The organism is Desulfopila inferna (genome assembly GCF_016919005.1).
Classification (GTDB): Bacteria; Desulfobacterota; Desulfobulbia; order Desulfobulbales; family Desulfocapsaceae; genus Desulfopila_A; species Desulfopila_A inferna.
On the sequence record NZ_JAFFQE010000001.1, the window covers coordinates 163,714 to 189,867 of the forward strand.

The window sequence follows — 26,154 nt, forward strand, 5'->3', positions numbered from 1 at the left end:
TCTCTCCATGCAAAGACATATGAAAACTGATGAAACAGCATATCCACACGACTTCTATGAATCAGATATTAAAAAGCAAACTTAATATCACCAACTCAAAAAAGCTACCATAATGTACCGATTATTATCAACTCTCAGTCAGTAATCAGTGTATTACTCCTGAAGAGCCGGGAAATAAAGAAAAGAAAATAAAAAATGAATATAAAACAGTAACTTAGCATCTTTAATCAACGATTTTATCAAGCTCAGATGGTGAGATGAGAAGGCTGTTCACAAGATCAAATCCTCGAGCGGGAGATAAGTGGGTATACTGGTAAGACCTATTTTGAGAAGTTGTTTTGCTCTAAATTAATAAAAAAAGACTAGGTCATGGTTTCCTGGAATACCAATAGTTGAAAAAGGCTTTCTGTCTCAAATTTTTACGCAGAGCAGAAAGCTTAAGATCATTAATATAGATATAAGCAATGAATTAAGGTTATGTGCCTTATCCGCAAGTGGTCTCTGTCGCCGAGGATGGTTATTATTTCGGGGGGAAATTTCGCAGGACGGCGGTTACCATTTCTTTAATCTGTTCATTCATTTCTTCAGGTGTTGCATAAATGGAAATGACGTCTGTCCCGGTGCCGCGCCAAATCAGCTTTTGTGTTGAACTGTCCTTTATGTCTATGATCAGGATACCCTGATCAATTTCGGAGATATCCGTACAGGTTCTTGCACCAACTCCTCCATAGCGATTGTAGGAACCATAGCTGAACCCCATCTGCCTGGAGATGTTGTAAATGTCCATCTTTGGCCGAACTGCATAGGTATAAGAGACGATAAAATCAATTCCTTCGGTATCTTCCTGATAATTTAATCCTTTATCCTGAAGACAACTCTTGATTATACGGTAAAATCTCTGATTGACCAATTCATTGTCATAAAGGGAATCGGCCTGGTGCCCTGGGTCTATTTCGCCAAGTGTAAAGCGGGTGTATTCTGAAAAGGAGACGGCGATGTCGTAATCCTGGCTTACTTTAATGGAAGAACAGGAAGGTACCAGGAAGAGTATACAAGTGAGGAAAATTAAATATCTCATTAATCACGACGCCTTGGGTTAAGCTTTATTAATTATGGAAAATCCAGATGTGAAGATTTAAAAACATGGTCATATCGCACATCACACCAGCATAGTATCGGATTGTTGTGCAATATCCAATCGGTTTTTTCATAACGCACTTAGCAGATAGTGATTTTAGGTGCAGTGAGACAGATAAGGATGTAATTAAGAAAAAAGAAGAGATGGCGGTTAAGAGAACTTCTTTTCTTTTTTTTCTGGAGTGTTAGACTATTTTAGCAGTTAGAAAACGGCTCTTGTGCGAGCAAAGTCATATATCCTGTGAATCAATGATTGATAATTTGTAAAAAAACATGGAGTCGCGAGATGGATTTTGCAATAAGCCACCTGTACGGGCATAAACTCCGGTTTCGAGAAAGCTCGATATGCAATGACATATGCCTGAAACGGCGTTTTGACTGTACAACACCGTAGATCGTTTTCTTTACGAGTACATAATGATTCAGGCAAAGCCAGCACCTGTTTAGTGCAGTAGTAATGGTTTAAGAGGAGAAAAGATGCAGGAATTGTCCAAATCGCATAAGGCGCGAATTGCAATCAGAACCTTCAAGGTACTGGCTGATGCCCTGACGATCAGGGGGTATTTCAAGCCATTTGGAAAAACCGGCCGCAAGCTTGCAGAGGCTCTCAAATTGTTCAGTCCGGAGATTTATGGGTCAATGAGTGATTCCAGGATCATTGAGCTCAAAGGACTGGAATATGTTGTGGACAGGTTGCCGAGAGGCATTGAGAAATGCAATCGGATAATCCTCACGGCTCAGGAGGATTTTCAGGATACAACTTTCGAGAAGGTTGTTCCTCCGAAACGGCGGAGGGTCTGTTACGTGGTTTCTGAGACAGAAATCTGTTTTGTAATCACCCGTGGATTGACTGAAATTTATGACGTTCTTACACATATCACCTTCTTAAGCATTGAATCCCAGAAAATATCCGAAAGAATAGGAAATGAAGAAAAAGGGACGAGCCTTGAGTGGCTCGACCTCGAGAAGGTAATAGCTCAGGGGCCTGATAATCTGGATGGCGCTTCATTGGATCAGGCTATCTGGAATTTATCGATAATTTTGGGCAGAACATACCGGGAGACAAAAGAGTCATATGAGTATCTGCAAAAAAACAAAATCGAAGGCAACCACAACAGTGGATTCTTTCAGATAATTTACAACCTCGGTAAAAGATATCAAAATGAACAGCGTAATGAGGAAGATCAGTTGGCCGTGTACTTTACACCCTCATTGCATGAAATGATCGAACATCACAGATATGCTGCAACCTGGGCAGGTAATATTAAGAAGGTACTGTGTGAACTCGGGCTGCACAACAGGCCCGTCCACATCCTCAGTGCCAATATGCATTCTGCCAAAAACCTGTTGTACGGTTTTGCCGCGTTGCAGACCGATGATAATCCACTGCCGGACGATCTTTATGATATGATAGGTTCCATAAGGAATATGGATGAGGCAATCAATGGATATGCCGCAGAGTACGGCTATTGCTTTGTCAAGGACACATCCGGGTCTAATATAGATGTTAATGTCATCGATCTTTCCAAGGTGGATCTCTCAGCTTTACGCCCGGAGCTGGAATATGACAGAGCATATATTGCCTCACAAAAGCCGGTGCTTGTGGTTATAGACTATGCTTTCGGCACCCAGGCATTTCAAATAATGGATGAACTTCTCTCCCCCAGCAGAGTAGAAGATGCCATGGTGGCACTGCAGCTGGAATCCATTTCTATTATGGGCAAAGCCGGTATTCTGCCGGGAAAGAAAGGCGATATTATGCTGGCGAGTGCGCACGTCATGGAAGGTACTCCCCATAGCTATATTGTCAATAATGATCTGCTGATCACAGACTTTGATGAAACTGTCGATGTCTATTGCGGCCCCATGCTCACTGTTTTGGGAACATCCCTGCAAAACAGGGATGTGTTGGAGAGATTTCATCGCTCTTCATGGCGGGCAATCGGATTGGAGATGGAGGGAGCCCATTACCAGCGGGCAATCAATGCCGCGATCATTCAGGGGCATATTCACAAAAAGACAAAAACCCGCTATGCCTACTATGCTTCGGATAATCCACTGAAAAGCGGACAAACCCTTGCCTCGGGTTCCATGGGGGTGGAAGGGATAGTCCCTACCTATATGATTACCAAAATATTGCTTAATAAGATATTGAAACCATGATGGCGTCGCAATAAGCCGTACGGGCATAAACTCCGACTCGGGAAAATCCGATCTCCAGCGTAATATATCAAATTATTATTTAGATATCTGAAATCGTGGCAAATTTTTTATGAGTCCATCAACTCTTGCAATAAATGTATGAAGAAACAGAGGCTTGCAAATGTATCACCCTGGTTGCTGGCCGCAGCCTGCACTCTGTTGGCCCTGATAATCACCATCTTTGCCGTGAGTAATTATCGGCGCGAGAAAGAGCTGATGTCGGAAGCCCTGGTGCAGCAGGGTTTGACCATCGCCAGGTTTGTCACCTCAAGCTCACGGGCATCCCTCCGCGGCAATATCAATAATATTCGGCTGGCCACGGGGCAGTGGATCGATCATGTTCAGCAAGCCATAGAGAATAGTGCGGATCATCCAGGACTCCGCTTTACGGGATTGATCAATTCTCAGGGGGAGATTTTAGCGGGAACTTCCGGGAACTATGAAGATAAGAAAATTGATCGGTCAACTCTTGAATTTTTACAGAATCTTGAGCAAGGTGAAGGACCGGACCGGTTTTACATTTTCAGAAAAAAAGATATTGGAGCAGAATCGGTCTTTCAGGTAGCGACACTCTTTTTTCCTTTTGGCCATGGACGCGAGGGCCCGCGGGGGCGAGGCCCTATGTGGATGAGATCTGACAGCCCGGGGGGGCATATGGGCTCAGGAAACAGGCAAATGCTGCAGCAGATCGAAGAGCTCCGGGCTCAGAAGTTTATGCTGCTCATAGAACTGGATCTTGATGAATTCGACAAGGCCGTACAAAGACAGCTGTTTCAGATAGTATCCCTTTCGCTGGTTTTGCTTCTTGTCGGTATTGGCGGCTGGCTTTCTCTGCTCACCCTGCAGGGCCTCAAGGGATCTCAGCGTCGTCTCAGACAGATTCGTGAATTTACGGATATGCTGGTGTCCTCGCTGCCTGTCGGACTCATTGCCACCGACAGCAACGGCAACATCCGGATTTTCAATTCATCCGCTGAGGAAATGGTTGGAATAGCCGCCTCAGAGGCGATCGGCAAGGATCCGGCGAAGGTCCTTCCAAGGCAGCTATCAAAAGAACTTCAACAAAAACATCTTCCATTTGGGGGAAGTGAGCAGAAAGAAATACTCTTGAGCGATGAAAACCAAAGCAGGTCATTGCTGACCATAGCTTTGCCTGTTGTGGACAGCAACAGGCAATATGCAGGCAATACCTTGCTGGTACAAGATCTCAGCCAAATAAAAAACCTGCAGCGTGAGTTGAGAAGAAACGAGCGTCTGGCAGTTCTGGGGAAGATGGCAGCCGGCGTAGCCCACGAATTACGAAATCCCCTCAGTTCCATTAAGGGTCTGGCGTTGCTGCTGAAAGCGAAAGTGCAACAGGACAGACAGGGAAGCGATACTGCCGATATTCTGATTCAGGAAGTCGAGCGTTTGAACAGGAGTATAGGTGAACTGCTTGACTATGCACGCCCCCATAAGCTCCATCTGGAAAAGATGGATATAGCCGAGGTGCTGGGGAAAGCTGTAACACTGATAGCCGCGGATGTCGATTCCGCAGGCGTCATTCTGGATGCGGAATATGCAGCCGGACAATATGTATATGGCGACAGGGATAAGCTAATTCAAGTCTTTTTGAATCTTTTTCTGAATTCAGTACAGGCCATGAGCAGTGGCGGCACCCTGAAGATTACAGTCGAACAGGAGGACGACTTGGTTGTCTGTCGCGTAGAAGATACGGGTTGCGGACTGTCCGAAGAGGATGTTGCCAGAGTTTTTGATCCTTATTTCACCACAAAAAGTGACGGCACCGGATTGGGCCTGGCCATGAGTGCCAAAATAATAGAAGAACATTCCGGATCGATAGAATTCAGAAGCAGTGTCGGCAAGGGGGCTGTGGTTAAAATAACTCTGCCCGCCTATTTGGAAGGGAGCTGAGGAGGTTCGTGATTGTGCTTATCCGTAGTGGAGAAGAGCGATCGTATCTTTGCAAAAAGAATTTTGATCCCTCTCCACAATCTGGGGATCAGCCAGATTGACAGCAGCAGGAATGCCACAAACAGGACTATGAAAATTACAGGGTAATATAAAGCTGTCAATAATCCCACAATCACGGCAGTGTCTTCGGACACCGAGGCTGCCCAGTTGCTGAACGGTTCAGGACTGGTGTTGATGAGGACACGGCTGCCTGCCTTGATAAAATGGCTGGTCGCTGAAACGGTCCCGCCAAGGATCCCGGCCACAATGACCATGGCCGGATTAACATCGCCGACCGCCCCTGCTGCCAGCATTACTCCAGCCGGGATGCGTATAAAGGAATGCAGTGTATCCCATCCTGTGTCGACACCCGGAGTTTTATCGGCAAAAAACTCGATCATGTACATAAACACGGCTGCCCCGATCACCAGGGGATCCTGGAGAATGAGGAGCTGTTCAGGCAGAACGATATTGCCGGTCACTCCCAGAATTCCGAGCATGGCTATAGTGGCATAGAGGTTGATGCCGCTTGCCCAGGCAACCCCCATAGTCAGTGATATCGTAGCGATCAGTTGCTGATAGGCGTCCATATCTTATCCAGTATTTTGTATATGAATTTTAACCGGCCTCGGGATCATCGCGGAATTGTTTGTTGAGGAATTCGCTTTCAAGCGGTGAAAGATCCAGCTTGATCTCGATTTCCTGAAGCAGGGCTGCTCTAGATTTGTCTGGATGCTGCTCTTTCATTTCGGACAGCAGGGTTAATGCTTTTTTCAGTTTTTCTCCAGGGAGTTGAGTTGGATGTGATGTAGTCATATGTTACTCCTTTTCAGCCTTGGTTGAAAGTTGGTTTAGTAATATTCATAAAATCACCATGAAGCTCGCCTATGACAAGATAAAAAGTTCGACATAAATACACAACAAAACGGACTTTCCCGAAGTCGGAGTATGCCCGTACCTGTGCTTATCGCGACGTCACCGGTTTTAATACAAGGGCGGCCAACGGCGGAACCGTCAGTTGGGTATGGTATCCGGCCTGGGAGAATGGTTCTGCTATACTGCTATGAATCTTTCCGGCGCCGTCGCAGATCCCCCCGCTGCCCCCGTACTCGCTGACGTCTGAACAGAGAATCTCAGCATAATCGCAATTCTCCGGCAGTCCTACCTTATAATCATAGAGGGTTTGTGGAGTGAAATTCAAGACGCAGACAATATGATCATGGGCCCTATTGCCGAATCGTGCAAAAGAGATTACCGAATTCTGCCTGTCCTCAAAGTCCAGCCACATAAACCCTTTTTCGTCAAAATCCCTCTCCCACATAGCGGGATTTTCCCGATACACCTGGTTAAGCTTGCCGACAAATCCCATGAGCTGGGAGTGCAGGACATTTTCTTCAAGAAGATGCCAGTCCAGGCTTCGCTTACAGTACCACTCGGAAAATTGGCCGAATTCGCCGCCCATAAAAAGGAGCTTTTTCCCGGGGTGACACCATAAAAGAGCTAACAGCAATCTCAGGTTGGCAAATTTCTGCCATATATCACCCGGCATTTTGCTGATAAGAGAACGTTTTCCGTGGACAACTTCATCATGAGACAGCGGCAGGATAAAGTTTTCGGAAAAGGTATACATCAGCGAAAAGGTCAGGTTGTTGTGATAAAATTTCCTGTAGAACGGGTCTTTGCAGAAATAATCAAGAGTATCGTTCATCCAACCCATATTCCATTTGAACCCAAAGCCCAACCCCCCGATATTTGCAGGCTTGGAAACGCCATAAAAACTTGTCGATTCTTCGGCGATCATCAGGATGTCGGGGTGCTTGTCAAAAAGTATTGAATTCAAATGGCGTAGAAATTCGATGGCGTCAAGATTTTCCCTCCCCCCGTATTGATTGGCAACCCATTCACCCTCCTTGCGGGCATAATCCAGATAGAGCAGGGAAGAAACGGCATCGACCCGAAATCCGTCTATATGATACTTCTCAATCCAGAACAGGGCGTTTGATATCAAATAATTGCTGACTTCTTTTCTGCCGTAGTCATAAACAAAGGTACCCCATTCAGGATTTTCGCCTTTGCGGGGATCTTCATGCTCAAATAAAGGGGTGCCGTCAAATTGAGCAAGGCTATGACTGTCCCTGGGGAAATGAGCGGGAACCCAGTCGAGAATAACCCCGATCATGTTCTGGTGGCACTGATCGATGAAATACATGAAATCTTCCGGAACTCCATACCGGCTGGAAAGACTGAAAGGACCGGTAACCTGGTATCCCCATGATTCATCAAGCGGATGTTCCATGACCGGGAGGAACTCGATGTGGGTAAATCCTAGTTTTTTAACATGAGGAATCAAGGTATCCGCCAGTTCTCTGAAAGTCAGAAAACGATCTGGATTTGAAGGGTCTCTTTGCCATGATCCCGGATGCACCTCGTAAATTGACAATGGATTGGTATAGGGAGAAACCGTGGAAGTATATTGCCGCCATTCCTGATCGTTCCATTGGTATCTGCTCAGGTTCCTGACAATTGAGGCCGTATTGGGTCGCATTTCCCCGTAAAACTGAAAAGGGTCGGATTTAATGAGAATGTTGTTATTTTTAGTTTTTATTTCATATTTATAGAGCTCATTCTCAGTTATTCCCGGGATGAATAACTCCCATATGCCACTGCTGCCCAGCGAACGGCAGGCATGTACTCTGCCGTCCCAACTATTGAAAGGTCCGATAACCGAAACCCGGCAGGCTGCAGGAGCCCATACCCTGAACACCGTGCCGCTGACATTGCCGATAATAGTGAGGTGGGCGCCCATATGGTCATAAAGCTTATAGTTTGTGCCGAAATTAAAAAGATATGAGTCTCTTCGATCCAGTTGGGGAAGGAAACGGTAAGGGTCGTTTCTCAGTTCAATAGTACCATCGATATATGTTATCCGGTACTGGTAGTTAAAGGGAGGCAACTCCGAATCGGTGAGTTCCTCTTTATGCATTTCAGCTTCAAACAAGCCCTGTTTGCGGGTAAGCCTCATTTTAACCTCACGTCCCTCAATGAGCAGACTTACCTGCCGTGCATGGGGCTGGAAGGTTCTGATATAGACGAGGTTATTGTTGTTCCGATCAAAGTGAACTCCTAAAACTTCGAAAGGATCATGATAATCGCCGGTAATGATTTTTTCAGTGGGATCATTCATCAATTTTGAGAAAAGTCAAAGATGGTCGATTTTTCGGGATGGCTATCCCTTACCTTGTGTATCATGGTGGGGAAGTCATTGTCTATAATCCATGGTGTCGAAAAGTATAACAGAAATCGTAAAGAAGGTAACCATTGATAAGTTTTAAAAGGGAAATTGACCCGGCATCCGTGGAAGTGATCCTTGACTTGCAATTTGCGTTTTTGATAGAATTTAGAAAACGGGGAAACAAAAACTTGAGCGGCAGGCCTCTCAGTTTCACTTATTCTATAAAGAAGGAACGTTATGAAAGAAAACAACCCTCCGGTTCTCGACCGGCTAACGGGATCATTTTTAATTTCCACTCAAAATATGCCGGATCCCCGATTTGAGGAACAGGTTATCTATATTTGTGCCCATAGCGAAGATGGAGCTATGGGACTGACAATCAACAAGCCCAACAATATGTTCTCCCTAGCGGAAATACTTACCAGCGCCAACCTGCCGATCCCCGAGAATGAACTGCCCCCTGTCTATATCGGTGGACCTGTTGAGCTTGAGTCGGCGTTTATTTTATTCACCTCCGATTATAGGACGGAATATCAACTTGAAGTAACACCGACGACTTTTCTCTCAAGGGAAACTAAAATTCTTGAGGATATAGCTCATGGGAAAGGTCCGGAAAAGTATCTGTTTTTACTGGGATATGCCGGATGGGGCCCCGGACAGCTTGAGAATGAACTGTTAGCTGATGGCTGGCTTACCGTTCCCGGCAACGATATGATAATTTTTGATACCCCTGATGAGGAAAAATGGCGTGCTGCCGCCATGCTATATGGCATCGATATTTCGGTATTCGGAGATGTCATCGGCAGAGCCTGACAGCAAATCCTTCTTAATCTCTCCTTTTACGCTTTAATCCCAGATGTTCACTAAAGCTCTTGTGGTGAAAATCCTTTGCAGATAACCCGAGGCAGGTTGCGGTTAAGTCCTGGCCATATAAGGTCCCACTGAACTTTCAGATGGGTTTGAGAAAAATTCCACAAGTCAGGGCAGGAGATCTGTCTTTCCCCAAGTCGGAATTTATGCCCGTACGGGTGCTTATCGTGATACTCTCATTGTTGAAAAATCTGATTGATGGTAAGCTCCTTTTCTTTGCACTTCTGCCTATCCCAGGCAAATCTTTTAGACAGCAAATCATTACTATCAAGAGAACAATCATGGATAACGTATTTCTTTGCAGCCGCTGTGGATTTTGCTGCCAAGGTGAAACTACAGTGTCATTAAACGAGAAAGATCAGGAAAATATGCTGTTTTTTCTTGAAACAACACGCGAAGAAGCCTTGAAAAAATATTGGAGGCTAACTGACGGAGAGGTACAGATGAAAACCGTCAACGGACACTGTATCTTTTTTGAGAACGGCTGCACTATTCATCAGGCAAGACCATGGCGATGTCGTGAATGGCCGCTGGTGAAGGCTATTCTGATTGACAGAAACAACCTTGAGTCCATCAGCTCTTCATGTCCAGGGCTAAACAGGGAAGCATCATATACCGATATCTGCCGCATCATAGAAGATGGCGGTTGTCTGGGCAGTAGTACTTCGGATAAGAAGGAGGATTTACGTAGTGAAATATGAGATTCTCCTACTTGGAAAAACAAAATTATCGTTTATTTCTGAAGGAGTAAATGATTACAGCAAACGACTGCAGCATTATTCTCAGGTCGAGCTTAGGACTTTAAAAGCCAAAAAGATTCAAGGCAGCGACGAGCAGATAAGGGAGAAAGAAGGGGAAATACTTCTGGCAAATATTTCTTCTTCTACCTTTCCTGTGGTGCTTGACGCTCAGGGAAAACAGTTTAGTTCAACAGAATTCAGCACCATAATTGATCATTGGGAAGGAACTGGAATCAGGCATGTCACCTTCATTATAGGCGGGCCGTTGGGACTGGCTGAAAAGGTACTGCAGCGTGCCGAACTTGTTATTTCGCTGTCAAAGATGACGTTCACTCATGATATGGTCCGGCTTTTTTTGCTTGAACAGCTCTACAGGGCACATACCATCAAATGCGGGGAAAAATATCACAAATGATGGCGTCGTAAAAAGCCCGATCTCCGGCGTTGCAGGTTTTTGGCAGGCCTCCGACATACTACCTGTATAGTCGGAGAACTGCCAAAAACACTGCGCCTTGTATCTCGAACTTTTTATCTAGCCATCTGACATCGTGGCGACTTTTTACGGATTATCACAAATGATTTTTAGGTGGTAGTAAATAGACGTCGAAACGGCCGCTCTTCATCAAAATCCGGTGAGATGGTTTCGGAACTGGGCTGATGGGCTCGGCATTTTTGGGTCGTTTGACCACGACTCTGTTGTCTGCAGTCTGCAGCGCCGTTAAAAAAAGCTCCCTGCTGTCAATATCACCGCCCACTATCTCTCTGAGCATCCTCATTTCCTTTTTATTCAGTGCTCCTCCTTTTACGGTTTCCGGATACATTGGATCGACAAACACCGTATCGGCCCGACTAAGATGCGGCAAAATTTCTGTTGAATTTCCCTCCATAAGTCTCAGGTTGTTACCAATAATTTTCTGGAACCGCCAATCTTCCACAGCACGCCGAATACCGTCGTGCAGCAGGGCGTGCACCACCGGATTTCTTTCAATTAACAGAACCGAACATCCTAACCAGGCCAAGGTGATTCCATCCATTCCCATACCCGCCGTGGTGTCGATAATCGAAGGTCGCTTACCCGATTTGATGCCGACAGCCTTGCACAGGGGGTCCTTGATGGAAGTTGTCAGCAAACGCTGATGGATAGAGCCGCTCGGGAAAAGGTCAATATAGACGGGCTTTTCTTTCTGTGTGGTGCAGCCAGGATTATGTTGAAGCTCAAGTCGAATATCTGTATATACAAGGTGATATTTACAGCGGTTCTCGTGGCTCTCTTGGAGAGGAAGACCCAGTTTTTCTGCAAGAGCAGCTGCCTTTTCTCTCTGTCGAGGGAATCTGCTTGCAAGTACAATGCATAATGTATTTTGAGACATGAGTATATTCTGAATTTACCGATGAAGACAGCTTGGTGAGTTCCTGGAAAAATGAAAAATATCACGGGTACAATAAAAATGGAATCAAATATTGAAGTAGTGGCAATTATTCCCGCCAGATATAAGTCAAATCGTTTCGAAGGCAAACCTTTGGCTTCGATTTGCGGGAAACCAATGATTCAGCACGTGGTTGAAAGGGCTAAAAAGGTAAAGTTATTATCCCGAATCGTCGTGGCGACAGATGATATTCGCATCGGGGAATGTGTCGAATCATTTGGCGGGGAATTTGTGCTTACCAGGGATGATCATGTTTCCGGAACCGACCGCCTTGCCGAGGCTGCGGAAAAAATCGGAATTTCCGAGCACGATATTGTAGTGAATATACAGGGGGATCAGCCCCTTTTTCCTGAAGAAATTGTCGAACAGGTTGCCCGGCCATTACTCGATGATCCGGCCTTGCCGATGTCAACTTTGATGTATAAGATTATACGGAAAGAAGAGATAAATGATCCCAACCATGTAAAGACTGTCTTCGACAGAGATAATTATGCTCTCTATTTCTCCCGCGCTCCCATACCATTTCAACGGAATCCCGAAGACACCGAGACTCCTACCTACTATAAGCATCTCGGCTTCTATGCCTACAGAAAAGGTTTTCTGCTCTCCTTTGTGGCATTGCCGGAAGGGGAATGGGAACGTTTTGAGAAATTAGAACAACTGCGTGCACTGGAGTTCGGGTATCGGATCAGGGTTACCTTGACCGAGCATGATTCCATTGAAGTGGATACAGTGGAGGATCTCAAACGAGTCGAAGCTTTTCTCAAGTTCCACATGGAAAAGTAAGTGAAGGTAGCGTAGTAAAAAGCCCGATCTCCGGCGTTGCAGGTTTTTGGCAGGCATTTGACATACTACTTGTATAGTCGGAGACCTGCCAATAACATATATAGAATCTTTTATCTAGCCATCTCTCATCGTGGACTTTTTGCGAAATTATAATGGAAGGCATATGAAAAAAAATGGTAAGGCGGAACTGGAAGAATATGTGGAAAAATTATCCCGTCCATTTCTCTCTCCGCTTGATTTGCTCCCCCATTCGGATTTCAGAGAGAAATGTATTGATCTGGTTTTAAATGGAATTCCCGGAAATTTTGATCACTCAATCATCGCAGACTTTCATGAACTCCGGCGGTATCTGGTCGAGAGCGAAGTAGGTGATGTTCGCGTTGTCGTTTTCGGCGGCGGAACGGGACTTTCCAACATAATAGGCGGAGACAGCCGGAGAAGCTCCTGGCCCAGGGAACCATTTGCCGGTCTGAAGGAGATCTTCCCCCGGACACAATCGATAGTCTGCGTCACCGATGATGGCGGCTCTACCGGCGAACTGATCAAGGATCTTCCCATAATAGCCCTGGGGGATATCCGTCATGTCCTCCTATCTTCAATTCAACTGCAGCTCCTGCAAAAAAGATACAGCATTACCTTGCAGGAGGCTCAGGATGCAGTTGACGGTCTGGCGTCTATTCTTAATTTCAGATTCCTGGCAAATGAGATTACCAGGGACAAGGTGACAGCTGTCTGCCAAAATCCAGAAATCCGTTTGCCATCTCAGCTGGAAAGCTATATTGCCCACCTCGTTGACACGCTTTTTTCGGACAATCGTTTATCCGGTACCCTCTCCCGGTCTCATTGCCTGGGGAATCTCCTCTTAGTTGCAGCTATTTATGCAAAGATAGAGAAGGAATGTGATAACAGCAGACTCGAAAATGACAGAAGAGTGGCCAACACGGCATTATATGCCGGGATTGATGAATTTTCGTACAGAATCGGCACAGTGGAGAGAGCCGTGCTGCCCTGCACTACGACACCGTCCCAACTCCGGATCTGTTATACCAATGGCGTTCAGGTGACGGGTGAGTCCAAATCAGGGGATGCCGAACGTGGATTCCCCGTTGACCGGGTGGTTGTCGACTTTTCTGATACCATTCATGTCCCGCCGCAGATTTTTAAAGACATCGAGGCGGCCGACATTATTATCATGGCCCCGGGCAGCCTTTATAGTTCCATCATTCCAATTTTTCAGGTTCCTGGAATCGCAGAGGCGGTCAGAAGAAATAAACCGGCGCGAAAGCTTTTGATCTCTAATCTCTGGGTTCAGGCCGGGGAAACCGATATCGCTATTTCCGACCCCGAGCGAAAGTTTTATGTATCGGATATGATCAGGGCCTATGAACGAAACATTCCCGGCGGCACCAGAGATCTTTTTCATGAAGTTTTTTGCCTGTCTTTAAAAGATGTTCCCGCCTCGGTAATCCAGAATTATACCCTTGAGGGAAAAATCCCCATTTATCTGGATAGACATATTGTCTGTGACCAGGGATATCTGCCAATCGAGTGCGGAATATATTCCAAAAAAGCGCTGGCGGAGAGAGGTGTTATACAGCATGATCCGGAAATTCTGGCACAAGCGGTCAAAACCGTTTTTATTGCTTCACGACTGCAGAAAAAACCGGATTGCTCGGTGGAGGAGGCGGATTCGTCCTCTACCGAGATTGAACCTCAGTATGTGCAGACCAGAAATGTTATGTATCCTTCACGGAAATACCGGGTGCTGGAATCCTTTATTCAGAATCTGCCCATCTCCTTTTCACCTGCGGAACAAAAAACCGAATCTTTCAATGCCTTACGTAGCCGCATTATCGATATTATCTGGAAACATCAGGATATTTCCTTAGATCACCTGGTGTTCATTCGCGGTATTGTCTGTATTGCCAAGGAAAAATGGCGAAGAGAGCAGATTTGGGACAAGGTGTTTTCTTTTTTTGATCCTGAGGATGGATATATTAAAATTCGATCAGATCTGATCTCCGATTTTCGCAAGCTTGAAGTCGGGATCCTCATAGCCATCGGACAATCTCTTCTGGGTAATTACGCTAAAGAAAAAAGGGTCGAGGAAGTTACTGTCGATGGTGTTACGGTAGGTAAGATATATCATCTGCACGTTCGCGGGATCTCCGAGATTGAAGCTTTTTTTACTTCTGAAGAAATTGACCGCTATCTCCATTTTGCCAAGATGATCGAAACAAGCAAAAATGATCACCATTTTACCCGGTTGATCAATGGGAATGACGGCTTCACTCCTCCCGGTGTACTGATGGGGCTTACCTATGCCTGGTACCTTGATAACAGGCTCGCCTCTCATATAGAATACAAAATGGCTCTGATGAAAATCGGCAGGTCCGATCTCATTCCGGAACAGCAGAAGATGCTGGAACGACGCAATTCCATGGTCGATTTTTTCAGAGAAGTGGTATTTTCAGGATAACTGACCAGGGAATCACCAAGATTCGGACACCGTAGGTTGAATTCCGGAATGTTTCCACTGCAACATCCTATTTTTTCTTATGCATCATCAGGAAAATCCCGACGATAAACATCGGAAGTCCGACAAGCGGCTGATGGTTGTGCAGCAAAATCAATGATAATATGGCGAGCAACAGGCCGATAATGACTTTATTCATAAGGACGACCTGAATATATCGCCAAAGCCGGTGGTGGGATTAGCACTGCTCACAGATGTCCCTCCAGGTAGTCTTCAGTTTTTTTTGAGATACAGGCAGGGCGGTTTTCAGCTCCGGTGAGAACACAGCTATGCGCATCTCATGTACCATGCGTTCGTAAATCCGCATTTTTTCTTTACAATGGTCTGAGAGATCCTTTTCCTTTTCCTGCAAAGTTGCCAGATTTTGTGCGTGAGGAGCAATCATTTCAGCCTTTTTCATATCCTTAGCCAAGTCGGAGTGAGCACGGGCAATGCGAATAATAAGGCATTGCAGATATCTTTGACGATCGGTCAGGTCATAGGAAAAGTCTTCCAGGAAATTATCGGGAAGGATCTCCCCGAGCATACGTTGATACTCGGTATATTGTGGTGCCGAATGGGTTCTGGTCTTTTTCGCCAGCTCTTCATGCCGGCTGATTTCACTGATCACTTCTCTTCTCTTGCGCAACAGAGACAATACTTCATCACATATGTTTTTGCCGGTGTCGAAAAAATTCGTCTTCCGTGCCTTTTCGATCTTTTGTTCAAAAATCTGCCTGGAAGGTATCTCCCCTTGAGCAGTGGAAAATACCGTATCGACAATAAAATTCAAGAGAGAGTCAACGGCCTCAGCCTTTTTCTGAAAGATGTTTACCAGCCACAGAGAGGAAGGTCCGGACAAGTTTGTGGAGCAGTAATTTTTAAGAGATTTATATTGTGCTGAGAACTGAAGCCTATAAAGATATCTCATCCCGGCACGAGTTTCCGTCTCCGCCTTTTTAGAGGTAGAATGGAAGCGAATTGTCACCGATGCTTTCTCATATACAGGAGTAACCGCAGGATAAAGAAATCCCGCAATCTCCTTGCTGTCGGAGAAAAGAGGGATATTTACCGGCAAATCATCAAAGGCCCAGGTTGCGGTCAGGATCTCTTCCCACTGCTGCATTGTCTCCTGCTCCTTCGGGGCGGCGCGTTGCAGAGAAACAGGAGTGGGAGTCTCGCTCTTTGAGGTAATAAAGGAGAAGTCTCTGCTGCAGGCCACTTCCTTTCCGCTAAGATCAAAGAGAACGAAGCGCATCTGCAGATGAATCGGAAGCTGATCCGTCCAGTCAGATCGTTTGACGGATATCTGGAAATGCTTGAATATCGAAGCTTCAATGGCCCTGTAATAGGAACCTTTATACATCTCGATATCATCAAGAACTTTGTCCACAGCGATGTTGAGAGGAACAAGGTGCTTGCGGATTTTCTTGGGAAGGCTTTTGAGGAGGTATGTCGTCTTCTCTTTTATCAGTCCGGGCACCAGCCACTCGAAAATATCGTTTCTGAGTATATCAGCCAGTGCCTGAGGAATTCTGACAGTTACTCCATCCTGTTCACTTGCCGGGTCGAAGACATATTCCAGGTTGAGGCTATGTGAACCTATGGTAAGAACAGGCGGAAAATCGGCGAGTTCACGGTCTTGAGGGGTTCTTGCAATAACGTCTTCTTCCTTCAGTTTGAGGAAGGCGTCATTTTTTTTCTTTTTCAGGAATCTGTTCAGGGTGAAGCGATCATAGACAGAGAGCGGGAGCCTGTCCTGGTAAAACTGCAAAATGGCTGTCTCGTTTGTCAAAATATCACGGGTGCGCAACCGATTTTCCACATCTTCCCAGTTTTTCACCAGGTTGATATTGTGCTGCAGAAAATCATAACTCCCGGAAAGGTTTCCTTCCAGCAGTGCCGACTGAAGAAAAATGGAGCGGGCCTCCTCCCTGTTGGCATCGTTTGTCCGGCCAAAATCCACTTTGCGCGAGGCAATAATAGGGAGACCGAACAGCGAGACTTTCTCTTCAGCGATAACTCTTCCTGATTTTTTGTGATAGCGGGGATTGAACCAGCTGTATTTGCAGAGTCTGCCCCCGGGTTTCTCCAGCCATTCAGGTTCAATTCGGGCAGCATTCAGGGCATAGAGCCTGCTGGTCTCCAAAAAAGAAGAGGCAATGATCCATGACGGTTTTTTCCTGTATTGCCCTGATCCGGGAAAAATCACAAGCTCCTTGCCGGATGCCCCAAGGTACCCCCCTTCCTTTTTCATGGCGATATTTCGCAGAAATCCTGCAGCAAGAGACATGTGGATGGCATTATAGTCGGCGTCCTCGGTGTTCATCTGCAGCTGACCCTGTGATTGCAGGATGTTGACCATCTGGTCATGAAGATCGATCCATTCGCGCATTCTCTGAAACGAGAGAAAATGACTTTTGCAGAATTTTTTCAGGCGGGACCATGAGGTTTTTGTCTTTACTTTATGAAAAAGGTTCCAGATATTGAGAAAGGTCAGGAAGTCCGATTGCATATCGATAAACTGTTCATGGGACTCATCGGCCTGTTTTTCAAAAGCTGATGGTCGCACCCTGGGATCCTGAATTGCCAGAACAGTGGCAATGGCCATGATTTCTTTAAGGCAGTTGTTCTCTTTTGCCTCGATGACGATACGGGAAATACTGGGATCGATAGGCATCGAGGCCATTTTTTTTCCGATTGCGGTCAACCTGCGCTCCCCGGATATGGCCCCGAGTTCCAGCAGTTGATTGTAGCCGTCATTAATAGCCGAAGCCAGTGGAGGATCTATAAACGGAAAGGTGGATGGATCGCCGAGCTGATAGGAGAGCATCTGCAGAATGACCTCTGCAAGATTTGATCGTCTGATCTCCGGAATACTGTATTCTTCGCGTCCCAGATAATCTTCCTCTTCAAAAAGACGTACACACACGCCGGGAGCTACACGGCCACAGCGGCCCTTGCGCTGGTCGCAGCCGGCTCGCGATATTTTTTGAATCGGCAGGCTGTTGGTTTTGGCGCGGAAATTATAAAAGGCCATTCGCGCCAGACCCGTATCCACGACATAGCGGATCCCGGGAACGGTGATGGATGTTTCGGCAACATTGGTGGCAACCACGATTTTTGTGCGTTTGCTCGGCAGGAAGATCTTCTTCTGATCCCCTGTATGAAGTCTGCCGAAAAGAGGAAGTACCTCTGCATCAGGTATTTTCTTCCTCAGAATATCGCAGCAGTTGCGGATATCTCTCTCCGTGGGGAGGAAAACCAGCATGTCCCCTGGCGGTTCTATGGTGTAGAGTTGCCGGACGGCACTGACACAACAGTCAATATAATTTTCAAGTTCACCGTACTCATCCGGATCAGGGGGAGAGTAGCGCACTTCAACGGGATAGGTTTTACCAGGGATCGAGACAATCGGGGCATTGTTGAAATGTTTGGAGAAGGCTTCCGTATCTATGGTAGCCGAGGTAACGATAATTTTCAGGTCAGGGCGCTGGGGAAGAATATTCTTCAGATGGCCGAGGAGGAAATCGATATTCAGGCTTCTCTCATGAGCTTCATCGATAATCAGAACGTCATAATCGGGCAGAAGTCTGTTCTTCCGCGTTTCGGCCAGCAGCACACCATCCGTCATAAATTTGATTCTGGTGCCCTTGTTGGTGCGGTCCTGAAAACGGATCTTGTATCCCACTGTATGGCCAAACTCTCCCAGTTCTTCAGCCACTCGTGATGAAACGGTCAGGGCTGCGATTCTCCGCGGTTGAGTGCAACCTATCCTGCCCGATGAGTGGAGCTGCAGTTCGAGGCACATTTTAGGGAGCTGGGTGGTTTTTCCGGACCCGGTATCACCGGCAATAATAACGACCTGATTGTTGCGCAGCGTTTCCAGGATCCGCTCACGCTGTCGGCTGACCGGAAGTGTGTCTGGGTAATTGAAATTCATGAAAAATATTGGAGGTAAAGCTCTTTTTGTGGTAAATATAATATGTCGAATTTCGATTTTTACCACATTTATTCATATTTGGTTATTGAAAAATAAGGAGCCTCTATGAAGGTCAGAAAAGCGGTTATTCCGGTAGCAGGCTTAGGAACACGATTTTTGCCGGCAACAAAGGCTATCCCTAAGGAAATGCTCACTATTGTTGATAGACCGACGATACAATATATCGTTGAGGAAGTTGTGGCTTCGGGTATCGAACAGATAATATTTGTCACCAGTGAGGGAAAGTCGGCCATCGAGAATCATTTTGATTATAACTTTCAACTTGATTCCGTTCTTCGGGAAAAAAAGAAGGTCGTCCTCGGTGAAGAGCTTAACATGATCTCCAATCTGATCGATATCGTTTCGGTACGGCAAAAAAAACCACTGGGACTTGGACACGCTATCTGGACGGCAAGGCATGTCGTCGGTGATGAACCATTTATGGTCCTGCTGGGTGACGATCTGGTCCTGAGCAAACAGCCCTGCGCCAGGCAGATGCTCAATCTTTTTGATGACGTCGGTGAGTCCATCATAGCCGTACAGAGGGTGGCCCCGGAGCAGACCCATCAATACGGTATTGTCGAGGGGGAAAAAAATGGCCGTGAACGCACCTACAAAGTAACCAGGCTCGTGGAAAAACCGGCCCCCGGAACGACTGACTCCGACATGGCCATTATCGGCAGATATATCCTGATGCCGGAAATATTTGATTTGTTGAGCAGAACCACTCCGGGCCATGGCGGAGAAATCCAGCTCACCGATGCCCTGCTTGCGCTTTCCAAAAAACGTGAGATGTTCGCCTATGAATTTGAAGGCACAAGGTATGATGCGGGTGACAAACTCGGCTATTTAAAGGCCATAATAGCCTATGGTCTCCGTCATACCGAGTTGGGTGAACCTTTTAAAGAGTATCTAAAAGAGACATTAGCGGATTTATGATTTATCTGGAGGTGGCTGTTGCAGCACCTCTCTTTTCGACGTTGACCTATCTTCTTCGGAGCGAGGAACGTGAAGAGGGAGTAGGGGCTGGATCAGAATATATCGGGTATCAGGTGCTGGTTCCTTTGGGTCGTAGAACGGTTTCCGGATATATTCTGGGACGAATGGTTGTTGAGAAGGTTGAGTATTCTCTGAAATATATCCGGGAAATTGTCAGCCCTGGCCCGCTTTTTCATGCCAATATGGTCCCATTTTTTCGCTGGGTTGCCGACTACTATCAGTTTCCTCTGGGGGAAGTTATTACCACCGCCTTGCCCGCCGGACTGAAGCGTTCCTCAAACAAAGTATTGAGGCTTAAGGAAGATAGCGGTCTTACGGAGTTCCTGCAGTTAAATGACCAGCCCCCCTGGTTTGAGGAGCTGTCGGCAAAAAAATCTCTTAGTCCTGCGGTTACCCGGAGCATCCTGGCTGATCCACAGTATAAAAAGTATATCTCCCGGCTTCTGGACGAGGGCATTGCCGAGATCGAGCATCAGGTCAGTGAGCGGACAACCCGGGAGAAGATGGAAATCTGCTACTCCTCGACTCTCGATATTGTCCCTCCCGATCAGCTCGATGGTATCAACTCAGAGCAACTTCGGGAATTTGGCGAAAAGTTGCGCGGCGGCTGCCAGCTTGACTTGAAGCTCTCGGAGATCAAGGTTCTTTACTATTATGCCAGGCACCACGGCGCCACTTCTCAATCCGTGCCGCAGAAAGAGATTCTACGGTCATACAAAGGCGGAAGCGCCCCCCTGAAATCACTTTGTGAGTATGGTATCCTGAAAAAGTCCTCAAAGCGAATCTACCGAAATCCATTAGGTGAAATTCCTGAACATCTGCCTCGGCCTGAACGTTTGACCAAGGAGCAGGAAAGTGCCGTCAAGGCAATAGGAAGCAGTATTGAAGAACAGGATTATGCAGCTTTCCTTCTTCATGGAGTAACCGGCAGCGGCAAGACCGAAGTTTATCTGCAATCAGCACAAGCCTGCCTTGATACTGGCAGAGACGTCCTTGTTCTGGTTCCTGAAATTGCCCTGGCAACACAGCTGGAAGCCCACTTCCTGTCCCGCTTCGGCGAAGGAATCGCTCTTCTCCATTCAGGTTTGTCTCAAGGCGAAAAGTATGATCAGTGGTCTCTTGCTGTATCCGGTCAAGCCAGGATTGTTATTGGGGCCAGATCGGCAGTGTTTGCTCCTTTGCAAAACCCCGGGCTGATCATTGTCGATGAAGAACATGATGGTGGATTCAAACAGGATGACGGTTTAAAATATAATGGCCGTGATCTGGCAGTCCTCCGCGCCAAGCTGCAGAATTGTACGGTTGTTCTGGGCTCCGCAACACCTTCTGTTACCAGCTATTTTCACGCCAAAAACAAGAAGTATCAGCTTCTGACCATGCCCGGCAGAGTTGGAGGGAGTGAACTGCCGCAGGTTGAAGTCATTGATGTGAACAAGGATCAAAAAAAGAATAAAAAAAGTATATTTCACCAGAGATTCATCGATGAGCTGGAAAAAAACCTTGAGAAACAGGAACAAAGCCTGGTTCTTATTAACCGCCGAGGGTTTTCAGCTTCGTATATATGCCGGGAATGCGGAACTGCCGTGCAATGCCGCCATTGTAATGTCACCCTTACATATCACAAGGGCAAACAATCTCTGATTTGTCACTATTGCGGATATTCGGTGGGGAGCAGGCTTATCTGCTCAACCTGTCATTCCGACACCCTCGTTCCTGTAGGGATCGGCACCGAACGTATAGAAGAGGAACTGCGGCTGCGCTTTCCCTCTGCACGTATTGAACGGCTCGACTCGGATACCGCCTCCGACAGGAAAAAATTCCTGTTAATCCTTAAGGCAATGCGGCTCAGAGAAATTGATATACTCATAGGGACGCAGATGATCGCCAAGGGACATCATTTTCCCCATGTCACCTTTGTCGGCGTGGCCTGGGCCGACGGCGGCCTCAATATGCCTGATTTCAGAGCCGCTGAAAGGACATATCAGCTTCTTTCTCAGGTGACGGGAAGATCCGGCAGAGGTGAAAAGAAGGGCAGGGTGATTATACAAACCATGCGTCCCAATCATTATGCCATTGAACTCGCCAGAAGACATCAATATGAGGAGTTTTTTAAAAGAGAAACGACTCTGCGGCAGCGCCCGGTCTTTCCTCCATATGTCAGGCTTGCCTGTTATAGGATTTCGGGGAAAAATGAATACGAGGTGCGAAAAACTTCGGAAAAAATAGCCGCGGCCTGCAGAGGATTGGCACGAGGAGAGGAGCTTCCTCTTGAGGTTTTAGGTCCGGCCACTTCGCCCCTTGAGAAAATCAAGGATAAGTATCGCTGGCAGATTCTGTTGAAATCACCCCGGACTTCCATATTTCATCAAATCGGCAGTCATATCGGATCACGCCGCAAAGACCTGGTTATCGGTAAAACTCATATCACTCTTGACGTCGATCCTGAAAACATGATGTGATCCGGGAAATCATAGTAGAGAATCTTTGAAGATATACTGCAGAGACTGAAGATTGTCATCCAGTTCAAGATAGAGAATCTGCGCCAGACAATTGAGAATCACGATGGCATTCCTGTCTGCATCTTTTCTCGAGGCTTTTCGTATCCTCTCCAGAATACCGCTGTTTACGACTTCTATTTTGCTGTAGTAGGCTTTGACGTTTTCGAGATGGAAATCACTGGCGCCGCTATCCAGATGAATAAAATATTGGCGGAGCAGGTAGACTGAAATGGATCTGAACATTGATTCGTCGACTGTCGCAAAGGGCAGATGAAACCGGGCCATCGGCTTTAAAATATCCATGATGGGGCAGCCGCTGGTGGCCATAATAATTCCCATTATAGAGCTCAGTCCCTCTTGTACGATGGTATTCTTGGAGATAACGCGTTCAGCTGTGGTACAGGAGACGTGACAGGATTCATAGGAAGCGGTATCGGTGAATGCGCTTACAAGTTCCGAGAGATTGGCGGCTATGGGACAGTGCTGGTTTTCTTCAAGCGAGAGAGGGCAGCAAGAGCACTGGTTGCTGGAAAGTCTGGACCAGTCTGCAAAAATGTCGGTCCCGGGAATGAGCAGCAGCGTATTGTGGTCGATTTCTAGGGTAAATTTTTTTTTCTTACCGCGAGGAAAGGTAAAGCAATAGTCGTAGTGTATGGATGCCATATTAACATTCTCTTTTCTGAACAAACACAGTTTAGTGCCTTACAATTGAAATACCACCACAACCAACACGTAACATAAAACGTATTAAAATTCGCGACGAACCCTTACACCCAATGCACTTATCCAGCTCAGCTGGGATAGTGCCTTACCCCTGCAAAACTGCCCATCTATTAGAATTTGTGAGCCTGCCTCTATAGCCAAGGCTTTAATACACCTCAATGGGGTACTGTAAAGAGTCCATCTCAGCTGGCTAGAATTTAAACCACTTCTTCTTCGGTGAATAGATACATGAGGTATTTCGACCGCTTTCCTTGGCGGCGTAGAGGGCACTATCCGCTTTGCTGATCAGTTGGTTTTTGTCGAAATTGTCTTCAATTGCCGGCCTGCTACCGGCTACACCAAAACTTGCAGTAACCGCGTATTGCTCTCCGCCATCATCGAAGGAACTTTTTTCTATAGCCTGCCGTAGTTTTTCAGCAACGGTCAATGCCTCGCTTTCCTCCGTTTCGGGGAGAATAATAACGAATTCTTCACCGCCATAACGGGCCAGCACATCATATTTTCGCAGATGGTTTTTCAAGACGCCGCAGAATTCTCTGAGAACGAAGTCACCTGCCTGATGGCCGTAATTATCGTTAAATTTCTTAAAATGGTCGATATCTGAGAAGACAATGGAGAGACAGTTGTCATTGCGTTCGGCCCGGCTTATCTCCTGATCCAGGATATTTTGGAAGTACCTGTGATTAAAGACGCCGGTCAATCCATCGACATTGGCAAGATTATCCAGTATACGATTTTTTTCTTCAAGTTCTTTGGTTAAATTTTCGAGGGTCATTTTTGTTTGAATGAGCTGCTTGTTCATTTGGTCATAATCGAGGTTAAGCAGGCTCAAACGGATGTTGGCTTCCTGTAGAATATCCTGAATGGCACGGGTGTTTTTGATCTTCAGGCCAAAATAGTGGCCGGCCTTTTCCACCTGATTGTGGATATCATCAAGAATGGATTCGATATCGGCAGGGGAGATTTTAAGCAGTTTCCTGGCTTCCTTGCGGAATTGCCTGTGATAATCTTCAGGCTTTTCTGAATAGAGAATATTAATCAGGATATCGGAGAGATAGACGGCATTGATCATCTGCTTGAGTTTTGCGCTCTTACCTTCAAATCTATCTGGAGAGTGGTGATGCAGAATGGGCAGAAGCAGTGTTTCCGGGAAACCCCATTTCCTGGCGACTTCGAACCCGACGAAGCAGTGATTGGCCCCGATTACACTCTCTTCCGCAAGGATGGTGTCATGCTGTTTGTCGGCAACTTCGTGGAGCACCCGATCATATTCTGCTGCGAAAGTGCGGGCAAAGATGAGCTCTCCCAGATTCTGTAAAAGTCCGGAGATAAATATCTCTTCTGTATCGGCTTCCTTCACCTTTTCGAGAATAAGCTTTGAGGCAACCGCGAGCGCCAGGGAGCGCTGCCAGAATTGTTCAAAATTGAATTTGGAGGCATTACTGCCCGATTTAATGGAAAGAAAGGAAAAAGAGAGTACAAGGCTCCTGACCGCATTAGTGCCGAGAATCGATACGGCCTGATGGATGGAGCCGATCTGTTGCGGAAAACTGTAGAACGCCGAATTAGATACCTTCAATATCTTGGCAGATAGGGAAATGTCTTTTGATATCAGTTCGGCAATATCAGAAAGAGTGGTATCCTCCTTGGAAGTAAGGGTAATCAGCTTTGATGCCACCGTCGGCAGTGTTGGCAGATCTTCGGATCTCAGTACCTCTTTGAGGATATCTTTTTGCTTCATGATGCTCTCCAGGATAGGGAATGAATATACGCGCTAAGAGTAAGCTAATTTTTACTCTCGTTCAAGAGGGATAAATTTTTTAAATAACTATTTCAGCAAGGAGCTCAAAATTGGGGATCTACCCTGAAAGTTAGCTTTTTAAAAGGTATCGACGGGCTCAGGATAGTGACAGATCTCCCCGGTATAGTTGGTAAAGCTGAGATCTGAGCCATGATTGATTATATATTCAGGAGTCAGTGGTATTTTGCCTTTTCCTCCCGGAGCATCAAGGGCAAAGGTGGGTATGGCCATCCCTGAAATGTGACCAATAAGATCCCGCATTATAGCTATGCCTTTTGCCGTTGGGGTACGGAAATGATTGGTTCCACACGTCAAATCCGTCTGAAAAAGGTAATACGGCTTAACGCGGATTTTAAGGAGATTAAGGAACAGGCGGCGGAGAATCTCGCTGCTGTCGTTTATTCCTTTGAGAAGAACTGTGTGGTTGCCCAGCGGAATTCCGCCGTCTGCCAGAAGATTGCAGGCGGTTTTCGCCTCTGCGGTTATCTCCAGGGGGTGATTGAAGTGGGTATTGATGTAGAGAGGGTGATACCGCTTCAGCATGTCGACAAGCTGCTTCGTAATCCGCATCGGAAGTGTCCCGGGAACCCTGGTGCCGATACGGAGCACTTCGATAGAGGGTATTTCCCTGAGCCTGCGGAGTATATCTTCTAATTTATCATCTTCAAGGAGCAGAGGATCGCCTCCGGAGATAAGCACTTCCCGGATCTGCGGCGTAGCGCGCAAATAAAGATAACAGTCTTCAAGGGATTTGGCGGTAATCCGCATTTTTTCAGTTCCGACTTTTCTTTTGCGTGTACAGAATCGGCAATACATGGCGCATCGATTAGTCACCAGAAAAAGTGCTCTGTCCGGATATTTATGAACCAGGTTATTCACCGGGCTGAGATTGTCTTCATCAAGAGGATCCGATATACCCACAGTGTCCTGAATTTCCAGGATATTCGGAACTGCCTGACGGCTCAGTGGGGCTCCGTGCTTTTGAATCAATTCTAAAAAATATGGATTAATCCGCATTGGAAACGTTGCTATAACATCTTCTAATACGTTATTATCGCAATTTAAATGCTTTTGAAGATCGGCGAAAGTTGTTACACTTTGTCTGAGTATCTCTTGCCAGTTTTTCATGGAGGTCATTATGGTAGTGTACTTCTAGCTCAGCAGAGCTGGATATTTATCTTGGTGGTTGTAATTGAGCTGTTTGCTTTTTCTTTAAAGTACTTTCCGTTTTGCTGTTTTTAGTGGAAGACTTTTAGGAGCAATACACTAAAAAGTCAATGGACTCCTGA

19 protein-coding genes are annotated in these 26,154 nt (G+C 46.3%); 9 read left to right on the forward strand and 10 right to left on the reverse strand.

Going from position 1 to position 26,154, the window contains the following annotated elements; genetic code table 11:
- Positions 1-520: 520 nt before the first annotated feature.
- A complete protein-coding gene (locus JWG88_RS00660; protein ID WP_205231755.1) occupies positions 521-1,078 on the reverse strand; it encodes a DUF4136 domain-containing protein in 558 nt (185 codons plus the stop codon).
- Positions 1,079-1,614: 536 nt separating this feature from the next.
- On the opposite strand from JWG88_RS00660, the gene JWG88_RS00665 reads away from it, so the two are divergent.
- Complete coding sequence (locus tag JWG88_RS00665) at positions 1,615-3,300, forward strand: DUF6909 family protein (protein ID WP_205231756.1); 1,686 nt, start codon at positions 1,615-1,617, stop codon at positions 3,298-3,300.
- A gap of 138 nt (positions 3,301-3,438) precedes the next feature.
- Positions 3,439-5,253 carry a two-component system sensor histidine kinase NtrB gene (locus JWG88_RS00670; RefSeq protein WP_205231757.1) on the forward strand — a complete coding sequence of 605 codons (1,815 nt, stop codon included), beginning with the start codon at positions 3,439-3,441 and terminating at the stop codon, positions 5,251-5,253.
- On the opposite strand, the gene JWG88_RS00675 is transcribed toward JWG88_RS00670, so the two are convergent.
- The 3 genes from JWG88_RS00675 to glgB all read right to left on the reverse strand — a co-directional run bounded on the left by JWG88_RS00675 (position 5,235) and on the right by glgB (position 8,476).
- Positions 5,235-5,882 carry a DUF4126 domain-containing protein gene (locus tag JWG88_RS00675; protein ID WP_205231758.1) on the reverse strand — a complete coding sequence of 216 codons (648 nt, stop codon included), beginning with the start codon at positions 5,880-5,882 and terminating at the stop codon, positions 5,235-5,237. The two genes, JWG88_RS00670 and JWG88_RS00675, sit on opposite strands and share 19 nt — an antisense overlap.
- A 28-nt stretch (positions 5,883-5,910) precedes the next feature.
- A complete protein-coding gene (locus JWG88_RS00680; RefSeq protein WP_205231759.1) occupies positions 5,911-6,108 on the reverse strand; it encodes a hypothetical protein in 198 nt (65 codons plus the stop codon).
- A 148-nt stretch (positions 6,109-6,256) separates the two neighbouring features.
- A complete protein-coding gene (gene glgB / locus JWG88_RS00685) occupies positions 6,257-8,476 on the reverse strand; it encodes a 1,4-alpha-glucan branching protein GlgB (RefSeq protein ID WP_205231760.1) in 2,220 nt (739 codons plus the stop codon).
- A 285-nt stretch (positions 8,477-8,761) separates the two neighbouring features.
- On the opposite strand from glgB, the gene JWG88_RS00690 reads away from it, so the two are divergent.
- The 3 genes from JWG88_RS00690 (at position 8,762) to JWG88_RS00700 (ending at position 10,549) form a co-directional block, all read left to right on the forward strand.
- Positions 8,762-9,337, forward strand: a complete 576-nt coding sequence (locus tag JWG88_RS00690; protein WP_205231761.1) for a YqgE/AlgH family protein — start codon at positions 8,762-8,764, stop codon at positions 9,335-9,337.
- A gap of 146 nt (positions 9,338-9,483) precedes the next feature.
- A complete protein-coding gene (locus tag JWG88_RS00695; RefSeq protein ID WP_240194209.1) occupies positions 9,484-10,095 on the forward strand; it encodes a YkgJ family cysteine cluster protein in 612 nt (203 codons plus the stop codon).
- Positions 10,085-10,549, forward strand: a complete 465-nt coding sequence (locus JWG88_RS00700) for a 23S rRNA (pseudouridine(1915)-N(3))-methyltransferase RlmH (RefSeq protein ID WP_205231762.1) — start codon at positions 10,085-10,087, stop codon at positions 10,547-10,549. The genes JWG88_RS00695 and JWG88_RS00700 overlap by 11 nt, the downstream gene beginning before the upstream one ends.
- 154 nt (positions 10,550-10,703) lie before the next feature.
- On the opposite strand, the gene JWG88_RS00705 is transcribed toward JWG88_RS00700, so the two are convergent.
- Positions 10,704-11,504, reverse strand: coding sequence for a class I SAM-dependent methyltransferase (locus tag JWG88_RS00705; RefSeq protein WP_205231763.1), 801 nt, complete (start codon positions 11,502-11,504; stop codon positions 10,704-10,706).
- Positions 11,505-11,555: 51 nt separating this feature from the next.
- On the opposite strand from JWG88_RS00705, the gene kdsB reads away from it, so the two are divergent.
- Together kdsB and JWG88_RS00715 are read left to right on the forward strand one after the other, a co-directional pair.
- Positions 11,556-12,347 (forward strand): 3-deoxy-manno-octulosonate cytidylyltransferase, encoded by a 792-nt coding sequence (gene kdsB / locus JWG88_RS00710; protein ID WP_240194211.1) that lies wholly within the window; start codon positions 11,556-11,558, stop codon positions 12,345-12,347.
- A gap of 163 nt (positions 12,348-12,510) precedes the next feature.
- A complete protein-coding gene (locus tag JWG88_RS00715; RefSeq protein ID WP_205231764.1) occupies positions 12,511-14,826 on the forward strand; it encodes a gluconeogenesis factor YvcK family protein in 2,316 nt (771 codons plus the stop codon).
- Between the two features lie 67 nt (positions 14,827-14,893).
- On the opposite strand, the gene JWG88_RS21805 is transcribed toward JWG88_RS00715, so the two are convergent.
- Positions 14,894-15,022: a hypothetical protein gene (locus tag JWG88_RS21805; protein ID WP_306793027.1), complete on the reverse strand. Its 129-nt coding sequence runs from the start codon at positions 15,020-15,022 to the stop codon at positions 14,894-14,896.
- Positions 15,023-15,061: 39 nt separating this feature from the next.
- Positions 15,062-18,805, reverse strand: a complete 3,744-nt coding sequence (gene hrpA / locus JWG88_RS00720) for an ATP-dependent RNA helicase HrpA (protein WP_205231765.1) — start codon at positions 18,803-18,805, stop codon at positions 15,062-15,064.
- A 105-nt stretch (positions 18,806-18,910) separates the two neighbouring features.
- Here hrpA and galU point away from each other — a divergent pair, with 105 nt between their 5' ends.
- Positions 18,911-19,783: a UTP--glucose-1-phosphate uridylyltransferase GalU gene (gene galU / locus JWG88_RS00725; protein WP_205231766.1), complete on the forward strand. Its 873-nt coding sequence runs from the start codon at positions 18,911-18,913 to the stop codon at positions 19,781-19,783.
- On the forward strand, positions 19,780-22,302 hold the full coding sequence (gene priA, locus JWG88_RS00730; RefSeq protein WP_205231767.1) for a replication restart helicase PriA: 2,523 nt from the start codon (positions 19,780-19,782) through the stop codon (positions 22,300-22,302). The genes galU and priA overlap by 4 nt, the downstream gene beginning before the upstream one ends.
- Before the next feature lie 9 nt (positions 22,303-22,311).
- On the opposite strand, the gene JWG88_RS00735 is transcribed toward priA, so the two are convergent.
- From JWG88_RS00735 to JWG88_RS00745, 3 genes are all read right to left on the reverse strand, one after another.
- Positions 22,312-23,004, reverse strand: a complete 693-nt coding sequence (locus JWG88_RS00735; protein ID WP_205231768.1) for a DUF6901 family protein — start codon at positions 23,002-23,004, stop codon at positions 22,312-22,314.
- 250 nt (positions 23,005-23,254) lie between these two features.
- Positions 23,255-24,805 carry a sensor domain-containing diguanylate cyclase gene (locus tag JWG88_RS00740; RefSeq protein WP_205231769.1) on the reverse strand — a complete coding sequence of 517 codons (1,551 nt, stop codon included), beginning with the start codon at positions 24,803-24,805 and terminating at the stop codon, positions 23,255-23,257.
- Between the two features lie 138 nt (positions 24,806-24,943).
- The gene (locus tag JWG88_RS00745; RefSeq protein ID WP_306793028.1) at positions 24,944-26,002 is read right to left on the reverse strand and encodes a KamA family radical SAM protein; all 1,059 of its coding nucleotides are present in this window, start codon (positions 26,000-26,002) and stop codon (positions 24,944-24,946) included.
- Positions 26,003-26,154 lie beyond the last annotated feature (152 nt).